Genomic DNA, 16832 nt, shown 5'->3' on the forward strand with positions numbered 1-16832 from the left:
CGCGGCAGGTGTCGAGCACAGCCTTGTGCTCAGTCTTTACCGTGATGACGTGCTTGCCCTTGCTTTTGTAGAAGTGCGCGGCACCCTTGATCGCGAGGTTGTCCGACTCCGTTGCGCCCGAGGTCCAGATGATTTCGCGCGGATCGGCATTCACCAGCGCAGCGACATTCTCGCGCGCTTCTTCGACCGCACGTTCCGCGTCCCAGCCATACGAGTGGCTGCGCGATGCGGGGTTGCCGAACTGCTCACGCAGATACGGAATCATCTTGTCCACCACGCGCGGATCGATCGGCGTCGTCGCGCTGTAGTCCATGTAAATGGGCAGGTGGAGAGTGTCGTTGTTCATCAATTGCTCCGGGGGACGTCATTGCTCTGGCTTCTGGGTTCTTTATCAGGCTGCGGTGTGTTCAGATTGCCGCGCCTAGGAACCGGCCATGTTGAAAACAGAATTAGGCCCTTTCGGCACGACGCGGGCGGGTTCGACCGCCGGCGCCTCATTGCGCCGGTCGCGCAACACCGCTGGCGCACCTTCGCGCGAACGCTGCTGGTCGACCAGGTCTTTCAGGGAAACTGAATCCAGGTACTCGACCATTTTCTGGTTCAGCGTTGACCACAATTCGTGCGTCATGCAGTGGCCGTCGTGCTGTTTGGTGCCTTCGCACGAGCCCTTGCCGCCGCATTGGGTGGCGTCGAGCGGCTCGTCGACAGCGATGATGATGTCGGCGACGGTCACGTCTTCAGCGCGGCGGGCCAGATTGTAGCCGCCGCCCGGTCCGCGCACGGACTCGACGATTTCGTGACGACGCAGCTTGCCAAACAGCTGCTCGAGATACGACAGGGAGATATGTTGGCGCTGGCTGATACCCGCAAGCGTCACCGGGCCCTGCTCCTGGCGCAGTGCCAGGTCAATCATCGCCGTGACGGCGAAACGGCCTTTCGTGGTGAGTCTCATATGGTGTGGGAACCGTAATTCTCGACAAGTTTGGTCAAGTATAAATACATGAGTGAATTAGTCAAGTATCCCTACCGCAATTTGGGTCATTTGCTTAATTGCTAGATAAGGCGGCGGAAGTTCGCCAATGACCCGCTGGGCTTACGCAATCAATTGGGGACGCAACGCCGCGATCAGCCCGCGGCAAGCCGCTTCGCATTGGTCCAGCACCTGCTCGAAACCTTCGTTGCCGCCGAAATAGGGATCGACGACTTCACGAGCGCCGCCCCAGCGACCGTCTGCTTCAGGCACAAACTCCATCAGCAGGCGAATTTTGTCGCGCTGCGCCGCCGGACAAACCTGACGCAGTGCAGCGACGTTTTTGTCGTCCATCGCGATCAGCAGATCGAAGCGCTCGAAATCCGCCGACGCGATCTGGCGTCCGCGCAAGGCAGCAAGCTCGTAACCTCGCCGGCCGGCCGCATGTTGCGCGCGGTCGTCAGGCGGCTGGCCGATGTGCCAGTCGCCCGTGCCGGCGGAATCGATCAGAATGCGCTCCGCAAGCTTCGCCTCCCCAACCAGATGGCGCATCACGCCTTCCGCGGTCGGTGAACGGCAGATGTTCCCCAGGCAGACAAAGCAGATGGACACGGTTTTCATCAGAGGCTTTTGGGCGTCAAGCGCGCGGATCGGCAGTTAAGAAAAGGTGCCGCGATTATACAAAGCTGAACAAAATCTCGCCCGAGGCTGAGCGTCTCAGCCGGCGACCGGATTCGGTTACGGACGCTGCGTTACACCACATCGCCAAGCAGGCAGCCTGCCCACGGACACCGCCGCAACGTCAGGCCACGCTGCAATGACGGAACCGCTGAAATCACGGTGCACAATCCACTCCTGCCGGGCTTAAGACGCTTCGGCCAAGGGCATCGCCGTCACGGCTCGCATGGGCTTGGCCGGCAACGTCGTTGCGCTGTCGACCATGCCATACGAGACGGCACGCGCCAGTTCCGCGGTCAGTTGATCGGCAGCGAGCGGAGCTTGCGAGGAACGCGAAGCGGCGCCGCCGCAAATGTGCAGGTAGCCTGCCACAGCAAGTGGCAAAACGATGACAAGGGGCCAGTACACCGATATTATCTTTTTCATGATGTCGTTCTTCCGATTAGGGGCTCGTGAGCTCGTGACGCACTATGCCCAGTCGAAATGCTATAGGAATTCGCAATCGGGAAAAACCCACCGGCACGAGATACAGCGTTGCGCTGGATGGAACAGTCCATTGGCTGCTTTGCCACGCAAACCGTTGACATGCGTCGCGGCGCGAAAGAGAAATCCTTACAAACGCATACAAAACTGGCGCGACGGTTAGCGATAATAGATGTCTTACAGACATGAAATCTTCGCACTGGTCCTCCAAATGAAACGTATTGCTCCACTTGTCGGCCTCACGGTCGCTGCCGCATTGCTAGGCGGCTGCGCAGTCTATCCGGACGGCACGCCGATGGTCGGCAACGGCTATGGCGGCGGTTACAGCGGCTATGACGGTTACGACGGCTATGCCACCGGCGTGCCGGTTGTGCCACAAACCAACGTGTACATGGGCTATGGCAACTATTCGGGTCCGGGTTACTACGACGGACCGGGCCGCTATTACGGGCCGGGGCCGGGTTATCGGGGCTACCCGGGTTACCCGGATCGGGGACGACCACATAATGGCAACGATGGAAACAACGGCAACCGCGGGGATAACGGGGGCTGGCATGGTCAGCCGAACGGCGGCGGCCAACATGGAGGACCGCCGCCTCAAGGCGCGGTTGGCGGCCCGAGGGGACCGAGCGGCTCCAACGCGCCGCGGCCGGGGGCAGGTAGCCCGCCTCCGCCTCCGCCTCCGCCTCCGCCACAGCAAGCAGGCAACAGCGGCGGGCGCGGCAATGGAGGTAATGCGCCGGCCAGAGGTAATTCCAACCGTCCGTCAGGAGGAATGACGGACCATTGAGCTGCTAGAGAACTGAAGCGCAGTCTTACGTCACGCTTCCCCGCACCTGACGCGCCTGACGCAGTTGGTACCGCGAGCGACTTGCACGAACCGAGTAACTCGATGCAACCGGCTCGAAGCGAATCGCTTCGGAAGCGCCAACTACAAAGCGCAAAGCCAAGTAGCCTGGCAGCGTGGCTCGCGCCACGTTCCGCCCAGATATCAATGCGCCTATGTGCGAAGGCTTCAATGCGCCAGTGTTGCAAACTACAACCGCTGTGCCGCTCGCTCAGCCAATATGGCTGCGTTGCGCGGCGTACAGCTCTCTGAACGTGCGGCCGACCGGAGCCGGTATGTCGCGCGTATTGGTCCAGCCCGCGCCACCCAACGGCAGCCTGGTGATCGAACGATTTCGCCCGCCCATTTGTTCCAGCACGCGAACCGCGAGCCTGGTGAAGAGCGAATAAGCATCCGGGTGCAGCGCGAGAAAACCCCACACCGCGAGCCCTGCCCGCTCGCGCCACGGCCGCAAGCGCCGTTCGACCTGCCTCTCGCGCAGCTTGCGCAGCAGATCGGACAACGGAATCTCCACCGGACACACGCTGTTGCACTCGCCGCACAAAGTTGCCGCCTGAGGCAGATCCAACGCTTTGTCGATTCCGACGTAGCTCGGCGTCAGCACCGCCCCCATCGGCCCTGGATAAACCCAGCCGTAGGCATGACCGCCCACCTTCTGATACACCGGGCAGTGGTTCATGCAGGCGCCACAACGGATACAACGCAGCATCTCCTGGAAGTCGCCGCCGATCAACCCCGTGCGCCCCCCGTCGACCAGCACCACATACATATGCTCGGGACCGTCCTGATCGCCCACCTCGCGCGGCCCGGTCAGCACGGAAAAATAGTTCGACGTCGCCTGGCCCGTTGCCGAGCGCGGCAAAAGGCGCATAGCCGTCGCGAGATCTTCCAGCGTGGGCAACACTTTCTCGATACCGGTCACGGCCACGTGCACGCGTGGCATCACGGTGCACATGCCCTCGTTGCCCTCGTTCGTGACCAACGCGACCGAACCCGTCTCCGCCACCACGAAGTTGCCGCCGGTCACGCCCATGTCCGCGGTCATGAAGTGCGGCCGCAGCATCTCGCGCGCTTCGCGGGTCATGTCGGTGATCTCGGTCAGCCGCGGCCGGTCGTGCGTTTTCGCGAAGAGGTCGGCGATCTCGTCCTTATCTTTATGGACGACTGGCGCGATGATGTGGCTGGGCGGCTCGTTGTCATTGATCTGCAGAATGTATTCGCCCAGATCGGTTTCGATCGATTGCACGCCCATCTGCCCGAGCACTTCGTTCAGGCGCATTTCCTCGGTGACCATCGACTTGGTCTTGATCACCTTCTTCACTTCATGCCGACGCGCAATATCGCCAACGAGGCGCGCGGCCTCCTGCGTCGTCTCTGCGAACAGGACAGTGACGCCGCGCCGGGTCGCTTCACGTTCGAAGGTTTCGAGCCAGACGTCGAGATTTTCCAGTGCACGATTGCGGCGCTCCTTCAGCGCGGTGCGGGTGGCAGGAAAATCGATCGCGGCAATGGCCTCGGCGCGTGCCGACACGAACTTGGTCGACAGCTTGGTCAGGTTCTGCTGCAGACGCTGGTCAGCGAGCTTCTGGCCCGCGCGGGCCTTGAAATGCATCGATTGGACTTGCATGACCGCCTTGAGCGTATTCAGGTGAAATGCGCGAGCGAAGCGCGCGGAATGGAGTGCACCGAATCAAGCAACGGCTTGAGCGCCGCAACGATTTTTAAGCGTCGCCGGCCAGCACCTGAGCGATGTGCAGCACGCGCGTGGTGGTGTCACCCGTGCGCCGCAAGCGGCCTTCGATATTGAGCATGCAGCCGAGGTCGCCGAGCACCACCGTGCCGGCGCCGCTCGCGCTAATATTCGCGCATTTCTCGTCGACGATCGCCGTCGAGATGTCACCGTACTTGACGGCGAAGGTGCCCCCAAAGCCGCAGCAGTGCTCGCAATCCTTCATTTCGGTCACCGCCACGCCCACCTGCGCCAGCAACGCACGGGGCTGCGCCTTGATGCCAAGTTCGCGCAGCCCCGAACAGGAATCGTGGTAGGTCGCCTGGCCTGCGAACTCACCCGGCTGCAATTGCACCTTGGCCACATTGACGAGGAAATCGGTCAATTCGAACACTTTGGCCCGCAACCGGCCGAAACGGTTCATCAGTTCCGGATCATCCGCAAACAGGTCGCCGTAATGCGCGCGGATCATGCCACCACACGAACCGGACGGCACCACGACGTAATCGAACTGCTCGAACTCGCGCAAGGTTTTCTCGGCCAGGTCGCGCGCGATGCGCCGCTCACCCGAGTTGTACGCGGGTTGCCCGCAACAGGTTTGCGCGGGTGGCACCATCACCTCGAAACCGGCGCCCTCGATCAGCTTGATGACCGAAAAACCGATCTCCGGACGCATCAGGTCGATCAGGCAGGTGACGAACAATCCGACTCGCATGAGCCCTCCTTCGGGAAAACGTCCCTGATTATCCGCTGTTTGCCGCACAATACCAACGGCCGGAAGGCATAGGACGAATGCCACGTTAAATTGGAATAGGCGTTCCAACCGCTTCCCTTCTTTTCACAATACGGGATACAATCAATTTCCGCTGTTTGACGTGTCAACCGATTCCTCCCATGAGCGATACGAACCCGGATCCCAAAACTTCGATCCAGGTGATCGAACGCATGATGCGCTTGCTCGATGCACTCGCTGCGCATAGCGACCCGGTCAGCCTGAAAGAACTCGCCATCCGCACGGAGCTGCATCCGTCCACCGCGCACCGCATCTTGAACGACATGGTGATGTGCCGGCTGGTCGACCGGTCGGATCCCGGCACTTACCGCCTCGGTATGCGCCTGCTCGAACTGGGCAATCTGGTGAAGGCGCGGCTGTCGGTACGCGACGCAGCGCTCACGCCGATGCGCGAACTGCATCGTCAAACCGGGCAGACAGTGAACCTCTCCGTGCGTCAGGGCGACGAGATTGTCTATATAGAACGCGCCTACTCCGAGCGCTCCGGCATGCAGGTGGTGCGAGCGATTGGCGGGCGCGCGCCACTGCATCTGACCTCGGTGGGCAAGCTCTTCCTCGCCGCGGACGAATCGACCCGCGTGCGGGCCTACGCTACGCGCACCGGCCTGTCCGGTCATACGCAGAACAGCATCACCGACCTGACCAAGCTCGAACGCGAGTTGTCGCACGTGCGTCAGCAGGCGTGCGCACGCGATAACGAAGAACTGGAACTGGGCGTGCGCTGCATCGCAGCCGGGATTTACGACGACACCGGCAAGCTGGTTGCGGGCCTGTCGCTGTCCGCCCCGGCAGATCGCTTGCAGGACTCGTGGCTGGGACAGGTCAGCCAAACGGCACTACTGATTTCCGAGTCGCTCGGTTATCGCCCGCAGAAACCCCAGGAACATACGCATCACCAGCACGCATAGGCTGGCGGGGCCCTCCTCTGGCTCAATAAAAAAGCCTCGCGGCGTCTGCGAGGCTTTTTTTCTGGCCGGTCCGAGAACCAGCTGCTAGATCCCGCGAGCTCACATCAGGTGCCCGGGGCGCCGGCATCCGCGCTGGTGATGCGCGGCTGATCGCCACCGTTGTCGAGCCACGTGCGCAGACGCGTAGCGTCCGCAAAGCGCGAGTACTTACCCGACGAGTCAAGCAGCACCATGATCATCGGACGGCCGTGAATGGTCGCCTGCATCACGAGGCACTCGCCCGCTTCGTTGATGAAACCGGTCTTTTGCAAACCGATGTCCCACGTCGGATTACGTACCAATGCATTCGTGCTGTTGTACGCCAGCGAACGCTTGCCGGTGTACACCTCGTAGCTGTGATCGGTCGAGAACTTGCGGATCAGCGGATATTGATACGCCGCGTTGACCATCTTCACGAGGTCACGCGCGCTCGACACGTTCTGGCTCGTCAAACCGGTGGGGTTTTCAAAGTGCGTGTCGGTCATGCCGAGTTGCCTGGCCTTCGCGTTCATGGCCGCGAGGAACGCCGGACGGCCGCCCGGGAAATAACGCGACAGCGCTGCGGCCGCGCGGTTTTCCGAGGCCATCAGCGCGATGTGCAGCATGTCTTCACGCGAGAGCACCGAGCCCACCGACAGACGCGAGCCCGTGTTCTTCTCGTAGTCGCGGTCTTCGTCGGTCACTTCGATCTGGTCGGTCATCGGCTCTTTCGAATCGAGCACGACCATCGAGGTCATCAGCTTGGTGATCGACGCGATCGGCACCACGGCGCGCGAATTCTTGTCGAACAGCGATTCGCCGGAGTTCTGATCGATCACGTAGGCAACGCTTGAACGCAGCATCAGCGCGTCCGGCGTTTCGTGCAGACCGAAAGCCTGCCCGACGGTAGGCGGACGCGGTTCATATGCGACGCGGCGCACCACGGAGCGGTGGCGACCGTTCGACGTATACGTTACGCGCTTGCGCTTGACACTCGCGCGCGGCGCGTCGTCACTCGCGGCGGCAACGGTCTTCGCCGCTGCGCCTTTGGCGGCCTTCTTGCTCGACACTTTGTCGGCAGCGGCTGCGGCGGGCTTTTTGGCTGCTTTCGCGTGTTTGGAGGTTTTTGCAGGTGTAGCGGGCGTGGCGGCAAAAGTGCTGACAGGCGCGGCGAACGCCGCTGCGATGACCATGGAGGCGGCCACCGACAGAGCGGTGCTGCGGGCCGCGCCGTGGATCACTTTTAGCGACGAAAACATGTCGGTTTTCATGGGTGTTCGGTAGGGAGCGGCGAGAGGTTTCCGCAAGTGTAGTAAAACAATGAAAAATTAGCAATTTGAAGCACTTATACGCGCTCCTTAAACCGGCTTGTAAGCTCCGATCGCAAAAACACAAATAAGTGCCGGGTTACGATCGAAAAAAACGATCGCCAACGCGCTTCGCCTCGCCTTTGCCGCCACATGCCTGGAATCAAGACGATTCTTTCAGCATAACGGCAATTTCGAGACAACCTTGATCAGGGGAAATACGGTCGGGGCGCAAGCGTCTAAAGCCTTGGCTGCACACCGGAACGTCGCAGGGGCCTCGAGGCAGACAGTTAAACATCTGCTGGAGACCGCCAACGCGCATTCGACCGGCATAGAACATTAACGTTCCGTGACACTTTCTGGTTTACATCGGAATGGTCAATTGACGAGTTTTTTGTCAAACGCCGATACTACTTTTGCGCCGACACCACCCTTGGTCAAGCGGTCAAAATCCCTCCTGAAATCGGTAACAAATGCAGTTTCCTCCCGCACCAGCACAGTGCAATGGACAAATCAACCCGCATCATATGAATGTCATGCCTACTGCATAAGGCGTTGTTTTATCAGCAATTTCTCGACATTGTGCGATGCACAAAAAACGCTTGACATTCGTTGCAGCCATCCTAGAATGGGAACCATTGCTGCGATGCACAATACATCGCGGTCCGGAGAGACGATCTTTAAAGCGTCTCGCCACCAACCCAATGCGGTCCGCACAGACAGGCCGCAATCCAGGAGCGTAAACCATGACTCTGCTGACCCCTGAGCAATTCGCCGCAGCCCAGAAAGCCAACTTTGAAACGTTGTTCGGCCTGACGACCAAAGCATTTGAAGGCGTCGAAAAGCTGGTTGAGCTGAACCTGCAAGTCGTGAAGTCGACGCTCGCGGAAAGCCAGGAAAATGCCCAACGCGCGCTGTCGGTGAAGGACGCGCAGGAATTGCTGGCACTGCAAGCAAGCCTTGCACAGCCGGTGGCTGAAAAGGCGCTGTCGTACGGCCGTCACGTGTATGAAATCGTTTCGGCAACGCAAGGTGAATTCACCCGCGTCGCGGAAGCCCAATTCGAAGAGCAAAACCGCAAGGTCCAGGCGCTCGTCGAAAACGTTGCGAAGAATGCTCCGGCCGGTTCGGAAACCGCTGTCGCCGTGATGAAGTCGGCTATCACCGCCGCCAACACCACGTACGAAACGGTCCACAAGGCAACCAAGCAAGCTGTCGAAATCGCCGAAAGCAACTTCAATGCAGCTGCAACGGCCGCATCGAAGGCAGCGTCGCAAGCCGCTGCACAAGCATCGCGCTCGGCCAAGAAGGCAGTCTAAGCTTCACGCATCACATACGCCGGCCCGCCTCACAGGCTGGGCCGGCGTTATCGCAAGCAACAGCGTCGTGCCGTGCCGCTCACACGGTTTTATCTGGCCGAACGCTCCGATACGTTGAATGGCGTATCGTTTGCCCGGCGAAAGGCCGGGATTTTTTTCCCCTCGGCCTGAGATGCACAGCGCATGTTTCATGCGGTGCTTCACCACAAACGCTCTACGCTGCTTGCTGCAAATAGAAAACGGCGCGCCCTTTGCGGGGCGCGCCGTTTTTTTTCCTCTGTTTTCTTCGGGCCCACCTGCATGCAGGCGGACCCAACGGCATTACTTCTTTTTCTGCGGCGGCAAGTCGGTGCAGACGCCTTCGTACAACTCGGCGGCCATACCGATCGATTCGCCGAGCGTCGGGTGCGGGTGAATCGTCTTACCGATATCCGTTGCGTCCGCACCCATTTCGATCGCGAGACAGACTTCGCTGATCAGGTCGCCCGCGTTCAGACCGACGATCCCGCCGCCGATCACGCGATGCGTTTCTTCGTCGAACAGCAGCTTGGTGAAGCCTTCGTCACGACCGTTGGCAATCGCGCGGCCAGAGGCTGCCCACGGGAACACCGCTTTGCCGTACTTGATACCCTCGGCCTTCAGCTGGTCTTCCGTCTTGCCGGCCCACGCCACTTCCGGATCGGTGTAGGCCACTGACGGAATCTGCAGCGCGTCGAAGTACGCCTTTTCGCCGTGCGCCACTTCAGCGGCGACGTGAGCTTCATGCACGGCTTTGTGCGCGAGCATCGGCTGGCCGACGATATCGCCGATCGCGAAGATGTGCGGGACGTTCGTGCGCATCTGCTTGTCGACGTCGATGAAGCCTCGATCCGTTACGGCCACGCCGGCCTTATCCCCGCCGATCTTCTTGCCATTCGGCGTACGGCCGACGGCGACCAGCACGAGGTCATAGCGTTGCGCTTCGGCCGGGGCCTTTTCGCCTTCGAACGACACGTAGATGCCGTCGTCTTTCGCTTCCGCTGCGGTGGTTTTGGTCTTCAGCATGACGTTGGCAAAACGCTTGCTGTTGTACTTCTCCCAGACCTTGACCAGATCACGATCCGCGCCGGCCATGAGGCCGTCGAGCATTTCGACCACATCGATCTTGGCGCCGAGCGTGGCGTAGACCGTCGCCATTTCCAGCCCGATGATGCCACCGCCGATCACCAGCATGCGTTGCGGAATCTGACGCAGTTCGAGCGCACCGGTCGAATCGACCACGCGCGGATCTTCCGGAATGAACGGCAGCTTCACCGCTTCCGAGCCTGCCGCGATGATCGCCTGCTTGAACTTGACGACTTTTTTGCCGCCTTCGGTCTGCACTTCCATGTGATGCGGATCGACGAACGAGCCGTTACCCGTCACGACTTCGACCTTGCGCGCTTTCGCCATGCCGGCAAGACCGCCGGTGAGCTTCTTGACGACGCCCGACTTGAAGTCGCGCAGCTTGTCGAGGTCGATTTGCGGCTTGGCAAACGTGATGCCATGCGCGCTGAGCGCTTCCGCTTCGTCGATGACGAGAGCGGTGTGCAACAACGCCTTCGACGGAATACAACCGACGTTCAGACAGACGCCGCCGAGCGTTGCATAACGTTCGACGAGCACCGTCTTCATGCCGAGGTCGGCCGAGCGGAACGCAGCCGAGTAACCGCCGGGGCCCGAACCGACCACGAGCATGTCGCACTCGATATCCGCATTACCGGAGAAGCTGCCGGCTTGCGGCGCGGGCGCGGGCGCGGCAGCCGTCGGCGCAGCAGTAGCAGCTTGCGCCGCCTGAGCGGGCGCCTTCTCAGGTTCTTTGGCCGGGGCCTTCGGTGCATCTTTAGCGGGTGCTGCGTCTGCCGACGACTCGACCAGCGCGATGACCGTGCCTTGCGAGACTTTGTCACCGGCTTTGACGCGCACTTCCTTGACTGTGCCGGCGGTATCGCTCGGCACTTCGATGGAGGCCTTATCGGACTCGAGCGTCATCAGCGCCTGTTCGGTCTCGATGACATCGCCCGGTTTGATATTGACTTCGATGACATCGACGTCCTTGAAGTCACCGATATCCGGCACTTTTACTTCGACGAGACTCATAGTGTCCCCTTCTCTTATTGATCGTGATGATGAGACAGCGCGAACAGAACCAAGCAGTCTAAAAGCAGCGCAGAAACAGGCGGCATGCTGGACAAAAACATCCTTTGCCGTCCGCCCAAGGACGCGCCTTTCTTTTGCCTACTTTTCTTTGGAAGACAAAGAAAAGTAGGTGCTGCCCCGCACAGGGGCAACGCTAATAAACCGACATGAAAACAAGTTCATCGAGAGACGTGGATCACCAACAAAAACCCACGCTCCCGGCGCTACAGCGACGTCATCAGATCAAAGAATCACACGCCGAAAATCGGCAAGAATCGCACCCAGATACGCATTGAACCGCGCCGCCGCAGCACCATCAATCACCCGATGGTCATACGACAACGACAGCGGCAGAATCAGACGCGGCACAAACTGCTTGCCATCCCAAACCGGCTTCATCGCGCCACGCGACAACCCGAGAATGGCGACTTCCGGCGCATTGATAATCGGCGTGAAGTTAGTCCCGCCAATACCACCCAGCGAAGAAATCGAGAAGCAGCCACCCTGCATCTGATCCGGCTTCAGCTTGCCGTCACGCGCAGCCTTCGACAGATCGGTCATTTCCTTCGCGATATCGATCAAACCCTTCTTGTCGGCATCGCGAATCACCGGAACGACCAGGCCATTCGGCGTATCGGCAGCAAAACCAATGTGGTAGTACTGCTTGAACACGAGGTTGTCGCCGTCGAGGCTCGCGTTGAACGTCGGGAATTGCTTCAAAGCGGAAACAACCGCCTTGATCACGAATGCCAGCATCGTGATCTTCACGCCGGCCTTTTCGTTTTCCTTGTTCAACTGCACGCGCAGCGCTTCGAGATCGGTGATGTCCGCTTCGTCGTTGTTCGTGACGTGCGGAATCATGACCCAGTTGCGATGCAGATTCGCGCCCGAGATCTTCTTGATGCGCGACAGCGGCTTCGGATCGACCGGGCCAAACCTGGTGAAGTCGACCTTCGGCCACGGCAGCAGATTCAACTCGCCGCCGCCAGCAGCCGGTGCAGCAGCGCCTGCCGGTGCAGCCCGTTGACCCGTCATCACACCCTTGATGAAACCGGTCACGTCTGCTTGCGTAATACGGCCCTTCGGCCCAGTGCCTTGCACTTGCGTCACATCGACACCGAGTTCGCGCGCGAACTTGCGCACGGACGGCGACGCGTGGCTCGCATGACGCGCACCACCCTCGCCCGCCGGAATCAGCGGCGCCTGGGCAAGCGCAGACGGCGAAGCCGGCGCGGGCGACGGAGCCGCCGGCGCGTCCGACGGCTTCTCGACCGCGCCCTGCTTAGGCGCCGGTGCGGGAGCCGCAGCCGGCGCAGCAGCGCCATCCGCTTCCAGCACGACGATGACCGAGCCTTCCGACACGTTATCGCCAACCTTGACCTTCACTTCCTTGACGACGCCGGCGGCCGAGCTCGGCACGTCCATGGTCGCCTTGTCGGATTCGAGCGTCACCAGCGACTGCTCTTTCTCAACGCGATCACCGACCTTCACCGAGACTTCGATCACGGGAATGTCTTTGTAGTCGCCGATATCCGGCACTTTGACTTCTTGCAGACCACCACCACCGGCGGCGGCAGGCGCCGGAGCAGCAGCAGGTGCAGCAGCAGGTGCAGGCGACGCCGCGGGCGCCGGTGCCGCAGCTGGCGTCGGCGCGGCAGCCGCACCCTCGCCTTCCAGCACGACGATCAGCGAGCCTTCCGACACGTTGTCGCCAACCTTGACCTTCACTTCCTTGACGACGCCGGCGGCCGAGCTCGGCACGTCCATGGTCGCCTTGTCGGATTCCAGCGTAACGAGCGACTGCTCTTTCTCGACGGTGTCACCCGCCTTCACCAGCACCTCGATCACAGGAATGTCCTTGTAATCGCCGATGTCCGGCACCTTGACTTCGATCGCTTGACTCATTGTTAGTGTCTCCTGGGCCGCGCACGCCACCCGCCTCTGTTGATCAGAGGCAGGCGCGCACGCCGTGGCACACGGGGAATGATGCCTTAGACGGTCATCGGGTTGGGTTTGGCGGGATCAAGGTTGTACTTCTTGAGCGCCTCGGCGACGACCTTGCGTTCGATCGTGCCTTCATCTGCCAGTGCATTCAACGCGGCAACCGTGACCCAGTAGCGGTCGACTTCAAAGAAGTGACGCAGCTTTTCACGCGTGTCCGAACGGCCGTAGCCATCCGTGCCCAGCACGACGAACTTCTGCGGCACGAACGCGCGGATCTGTTCGGTCAGCGCGCGCACGTAGTCGGTCGATGCGATGACCGGACCTTGTGCATCCTTCAGCAGCTTCTCGACGTGCGAGACTTTCTTCTCTTCGCTCGGGTGCAGCAGGTTCCAGCGCTGAACTTCGTGCCCTTCGCGAGCCAGTTCGGTGAAGCTCGGTACGCTCCACAGGTCGGCGGCGACGCCCCAGTCGTTCTTCAGCAGGTCGGCAGCGGCAATCACTTCGTTGAAGATCGTGCCGGCACCCATCAGCTGAACGCGCGGCGCCTTCTTGTCAGCATCGGCCTTCCTGAACGAGTACATGCCTTTGATGATGTCGGCGGCTACGGCCTCGCCCTGCGGAATCGCCGGGTGCTCGTAGTTCTCGTTCATCACCGTGACGTAGTAGTACACGTCTTCCTGGTCAGCCACCATGCGGCGCAGACCGTCTTGCATGATGACGGCGAGTTCGTAACCGAAGGTCGGGTCATAGCTGATGCAGTTCGGCACCGATGCCGCCCACAGCAGCGAGTGGCCGTCTTCGTGTTGCAGGCCTTCGCCGTTCAGCGTCGTGCGGCCAGCCGTGCCACCCAGCAGGAAGCCGCGCGAACGCATGTCGCCCGCGGCCCAGCACAGATCGCCGATGCGCTGGAAGCCGAACATCGAGTAGAAGATGTAGAACGGGATCATGATCTCGCCGTGCGTCGAGTACGACGTCGCGGCTGCGATCCAGTCACACATACCACCGGCTTCATTAATCCCTTCCTGCAGGATCTGGCCAGTTTCCGATTCGCGGTAGAACATCAGCTGGTCGGAATCTTCCGGCACGTACTTCTGGCCTTCCTGATTCCAGATACCGATCTGGCGGAACAGGCCTTCCATACCGAAGGTACGCGACTCGTCCGGCACGATCGGCACGATGCGTTTGCCGAGCGCCTTGTCTTTCAGCAGGATGTTCAGGATCCGCACGAACGCCATCGTCGTGGAGATCTCGCGGCCTTCGCCCGTGCCCTTCAATAGCGGCTCGAATGCCGACAGTTCCGGCACCGGCAGCGGCTCGGCCTTCTGGCGACGCGCCGGCAGATAGCCGCCGAGGTCCTGACGGCGAGCGCGCATGTACTCGAGTTCTTTCGAACCTTCTTCGAACTTGAGATACGGCACGTTGACGAGGTCTTCGTCGGAGATCGGCAGACGGAACTGATCGCGGAATTTCTTCAGCTGATCCACGTGCAGCTTCTTCTGCTGGTGGGTGATGTTCATCGCCTGGCCGGATTCGCCCATGCCGTAGCCCTTGATCGTCTTCGCGAGAATGACGGTGGGCTGGCCTTGCGAATTCGACGCTTCCTGGAACGCTGCGTAGATCTTGTGCGGATCGTGACCGCCGCGATTCAGATTCCAGATGTCTTCGTCGGACCATTCGGCGACCAGCGCCTTCAGTTCCGGCGTGTTGAAGAAGTGTTCGCGAACAAACGCGCCCGACTCCGACTTATACGTCTGATATTCGCCGTCGACGACATCCATCATCCGGCGCATCAGCGCGCCCGATTTGTCGCGTTGGAACAGCGCATCCCAGCGGCTGCCCCAGATGACCTTGATGACGTTCCAGCCGGCACCGCGGAATTCGCTTTCGAGTTCCTGGATGATCTTGCCGTTGCCGCGCACCGGGCCGTCGAGACGCTGCAGGTTGCAGTTGATCACGAACACCAGGTTGTCGAGGCGTTCGCGGCCGGCCATGCCGATCGCGCCGAGCGATTCCGGTTCATCGGTTTCGCCGTCGCCGAGGAAGGCCCAGACCTTGCGGCCGGTCGTCTTCGCGATGCCGCGCGCCTGCATGTACTTCATGAAGCGCGCCTGATAAATCGCCATGATCGGGCCGAGGCCCATCGAGACGGTCGGGAATTGCCAGAAGTCCGGCATCAGCCACGGATGCGGATACGACGAGATGCCCTCGCCGCCCACTTCCTGACGGAAATTGTCGAGCTGGTTTTCGGTCAGACGGCCGAGCAGGAACGCGCGCGAGTACACACCCGGCGACGAATGCCCCTGCACGAACACGAGGTCGCCGCCATGTTCAGCCGACGGTGCGTGCCAGAAATGGTTATAGCCGACGTCGTACAGCGTGGCGGCCGACGCGAACGAAGCGATGTGGCCGCCGACGTTCGTGTCCTTGCCCGCGCGCAGCACCATCGCAATGGCGTTCCAGCGCGTATACGAGCGGATACGGTGTTCGAGATCCTGGTCGCCGGGAATCGGCGCCTGACGCGACACGGGAATCGTGTTGATGTACGGGGTGTTAGCGGAGAACGGCAGATGTTCGCCGTGTACACGGGCGAATTCGATCTGCTTCTCGATCAGATAGTGGGCGCGATCGGGGCCCACAGCAGAAATCACGCCATCCAGCGCTTCCAGCCATTCGCCGGTTTCCTGGGGATCGTCGTCTTTTTCGGCGGCGACATATTTCATGACTTCGTCGGGTACAGCGGACATGCTCGTCTCCTGGATATAGAGGAACGCTCTTTGAACAGACGACGCGGACGAAGCACGGCCGCGGCAGCTTCGGCCGATTGTAAAAGGGGTCCCGACGTCCGCGCAACAAAATTTTCAAATTACGAGATCGATTCTCATAATGCGGAAAATTGCTGCGACGCAACCTGATTTGACTGCCGATCGACGGATACGTCGGCTAGTTTGCGCCGATTAACGGTACTTTCAGTGCTTTTTTGCGCCATTTGCTAGTGACTCGCTGCGCTACAATGCCACGCATGTTGACCGAACGGCTTTTCGCTCGCTCGGCGCGCACCGCCGGTTCGCCGGCGGATTCGACGCCGTCCTCCCGCTGGCACCACGGACCGTGGTGGTCGAACTCCTATTTGCTTACGCCGCTGTTGTCGATCCTGGTTTTCCTGGTCGTCATGAGCCTGATTCTGTGGAGCCTGAACCGGCGCGAACAGCAGCAGCAGGAAGACACGCTCTACCGTAATGTCGCGTGGGCGCAGCAGCAGATCCGCCTGTCCATGACCGGCGCGCAGGAACAGATTCAGGCCCTCGCCCGCGATCTCGTCGCCGGCCACGCCGATCCGCATTCATTCCAGGTGTCCACCACGGACATCATGCAGGGGCATCCCGAGATCCTCTACATGAACTGGTACACGAGCCAGCAGCAGCCGCGCTGGCCCAATACCGCCCTGCCCGTGTTCGGTCAGCGCCTCGCCAAGCCGAACGACGCGCAGATGGACGATGCCGTCAAAGCCGCTTTTAACGAGGCGCGCAATACGCGCCGCCAGGTGTACTCGCCGCTGATCTACGACGACGTCGGCAACGGCTACATCACGTTGCAAACGCCGGTCTACCGCGACCGCGACTTCCTTGGCACGATTGCCGCCGTGTTCTCGGTGGAAGGAATCCTGAAGCACGACATTCCG

Annotated in this window: 13 protein-coding genes and 1 pseudogene; 4 read left to right on the forward strand and 10 right to left on the reverse strand. The window is 60.7% G+C overall.

What is annotated here, in order from left to right; translation table 11 throughout:
• From VFE81_RS24175 to VFE81_RS24190, 4 genes are all read right to left on the reverse strand, one after another.
• Positions 1-346 (reverse strand): aminotransferase class V-fold PLP-dependent enzyme (locus VFE81_RS24175; RefSeq protein ID WP_325046997.1); only part of this gene is annotated, 346 nt, incomplete at its 3' end.
• A gap of 75 nt (positions 347-421) precedes the next feature.
• On the reverse strand, positions 422-952 hold the full coding sequence (gene iscR, locus VFE81_RS24180; RefSeq protein ID WP_028199491.1) for a Fe-S cluster assembly transcriptional regulator IscR: 531 nt from the start codon (positions 950-952) through the stop codon (positions 422-424).
• Between the two features lie 141 nt (positions 953-1093).
• Complete coding sequence (locus VFE81_RS24185) at positions 1094-1591, reverse strand: low molecular weight protein-tyrosine-phosphatase (protein WP_325046998.1); 498 nt, start codon at positions 1589-1591, stop codon at positions 1094-1096.
• Between the two features lie 243 nt (positions 1592-1834).
• Positions 1835-2074 (reverse strand): hypothetical protein, encoded by a 240-nt coding sequence (locus tag VFE81_RS24190; protein WP_325046999.1) that lies wholly within the window; start codon positions 2072-2074, stop codon positions 1835-1837.
• 268 nt (positions 2075-2342) lie between these two features.
• Between VFE81_RS24190 and VFE81_RS24195 the strand changes: the two genes are divergently transcribed.
• On the forward strand, positions 2343-2921 hold the full coding sequence (locus VFE81_RS24195; protein ID WP_325047000.1) for a hypothetical protein: 579 nt from the start codon (positions 2343-2345) through the stop codon (positions 2919-2921).
• Positions 2922-3189: 268 nt separating this feature from the next.
• Here VFE81_RS24195 and VFE81_RS24200 read toward each other — a convergent pair whose 3' ends face one another.
• Together VFE81_RS24200 and VFE81_RS24205 are read right to left on the reverse strand one after the other, a co-directional pair.
• The gene (locus VFE81_RS24200) at positions 3190-4605 is read right to left on the reverse strand and encodes a lactate utilization protein B (protein ID WP_325047001.1); all 1416 of its coding nucleotides are present in this window, start codon (positions 4603-4605) and stop codon (positions 3190-3192) included.
• 94 nt (positions 4606-4699) lie between these two features.
• Positions 4700-5422 carry a (Fe-S)-binding protein gene (locus tag VFE81_RS24205; protein WP_325047002.1) on the reverse strand — a complete coding sequence of 241 codons (723 nt, stop codon included), beginning with the start codon at positions 5420-5422 and terminating at the stop codon, positions 4700-4702.
• Positions 5423-5601: 179 nt separating this feature from the next.
• Between VFE81_RS24205 and VFE81_RS24210 the strand changes: the two genes are divergently transcribed.
• A complete protein-coding gene (locus tag VFE81_RS24210; RefSeq protein ID WP_325047003.1) occupies positions 5602-6408 on the forward strand; it encodes an IclR family transcriptional regulator in 807 nt (268 codons plus the stop codon).
• A 104-nt stretch (positions 6409-6512) separates the two neighbouring features.
• Here the strand turns inward: VFE81_RS24210 and pbpG are convergent, their stop codons facing one another.
• Positions 6513-7697 carry a D-alanyl-D-alanine endopeptidase gene (gene pbpG / locus VFE81_RS24215; protein WP_325047004.1) on the reverse strand — a complete coding sequence of 395 codons (1185 nt, stop codon included), beginning with the start codon at positions 7695-7697 and terminating at the stop codon, positions 6513-6515.
• A 782-nt stretch (positions 7698-8479) separates the two neighbouring features.
• Between pbpG and VFE81_RS24220 the strand changes: the two genes are divergently transcribed.
• A complete protein-coding gene (locus VFE81_RS24220; protein WP_120290936.1) occupies positions 8480-9052 on the forward strand; it encodes a phasin family protein in 573 nt (190 codons plus the stop codon).
• 321 nt (positions 9053-9373) lie between these two features.
• Here VFE81_RS24220 and lpdA read toward each other — a convergent pair whose 3' ends face one another.
• The 3 genes from lpdA to aceE all read right to left on the reverse strand — a co-directional run bounded on the left by lpdA (position 9374) and on the right by aceE (position 15897).
• Positions 9374-11170, reverse strand: a complete 1797-nt coding sequence (gene lpdA, locus VFE81_RS24225; protein WP_325047005.1) for a dihydrolipoyl dehydrogenase — start codon at positions 11168-11170, stop codon at positions 9374-9376.
• A 282-nt stretch (positions 11171-11452) separates the two neighbouring features.
• A complete protein-coding gene (aceF, locus tag VFE81_RS24230; RefSeq protein ID WP_325047006.1) occupies positions 11453-13114 on the reverse strand; it encodes a dihydrolipoyllysine-residue acetyltransferase in 1662 nt (553 codons plus the stop codon).
• 86 nt (positions 13115-13200) lie between these two features.
• Entirely contained in the window at positions 13201-15897 is a 2697-nt protein-coding gene (aceE, locus tag VFE81_RS24235) for a pyruvate dehydrogenase (acetyl-transferring), homodimeric type (RefSeq protein WP_325047007.1), read from the reverse strand.
• A 275-nt stretch (positions 15898-16172) separates the two neighbouring features.
• Between aceE and VFE81_RS24240 the strand changes: the two are divergent.
• Positions 16173-16832 (forward strand): annotated as a pseudogene (locus tag VFE81_RS24240) (PAS domain-containing sensor histidine kinase); the annotation flags it as partial.

It is taken from the genome of Paraburkholderia sp., from assembly GCF_035656215.1.
Lineage (GTDB): Bacteria > Pseudomonadota > Gammaproteobacteria > Burkholderiales > Burkholderiaceae > Paraburkholderia.

Bases quoted from the DNA above. Each gene is read 5' to 3' on its own strand.
- pbpG (WP_325047004.1), bottom strand. From the start codon at position 7,697: ATGAAAACCGACATGTTTTCGTCGCTAAAAGTGATCCACGGCGCGGCC.
- VFE81_RS24210 (WP_325047003.1), top strand. From the start codon at position 5,602: ATGAGCGATACGAACCCGGATCCCAAAACTTCGATCCAGGTGATCGAA.
- VFE81_RS24190 (WP_325046999.1), bottom strand. From the start codon at position 2,074: ATGAAAAAGATAATATCGGTGTACTGGCCCCTTGTCATCGTTTTGCCA.
- VFE81_RS24205 (WP_325047002.1), bottom strand. From the start codon at position 5,422: ATGCGAGTCGGATTGTTCGTCACCTGCCTGATCGACCTGATGCGTCCG.
- VFE81_RS24185 (WP_325046998.1), bottom strand. From the start codon at position 1,591: ATGAAAACCGTGTCCATCTGCTTTGTCTGCCTGGGGAACATCTGCCGT.
- VFE81_RS24200 (WP_325047001.1), bottom strand. From the start codon at position 4,605: ATGCAAGTCCAATCGATGCATTTCAAGGCCCGCGCGGGCCAGAAGCTC.
- lpdA (WP_325047005.1), bottom strand. From the start codon at position 11,170: ATGAGTCTCGTCGAAGTAAAAGTGCCGGATATCGGTGACTTCAAGGAC.
- aceF (WP_325047006.1), bottom strand. From the start codon at position 13,114: ATGAGTCAAGCGATCGAAGTCAAGGTGCCGGACATCGGCGATTACAAG.
- iscR (WP_028199491.1), bottom strand. From the start codon at position 952: ATGAGACTCACCACGAAAGGCCGTTTCGCCGTCACGGCGATGATTGAC.
- aceE (WP_325047007.1), bottom strand. From the start codon at position 15,897: ATGTCCGCTGTACCCGACGAAGTCATGAAATATGTCGCCGCCGAAAAA.
- VFE81_RS24220 (WP_120290936.1), top strand. From the start codon at position 8,480: ATGACTCTGCTGACCCCTGAGCAATTCGCCGCAGCCCAGAAAGCCAAC.
- VFE81_RS24195 (WP_325047000.1), top strand. From the start codon at position 2,343: ATGAAACGTATTGCTCCACTTGTCGGCCTCACGGTCGCTGCCGCATTG.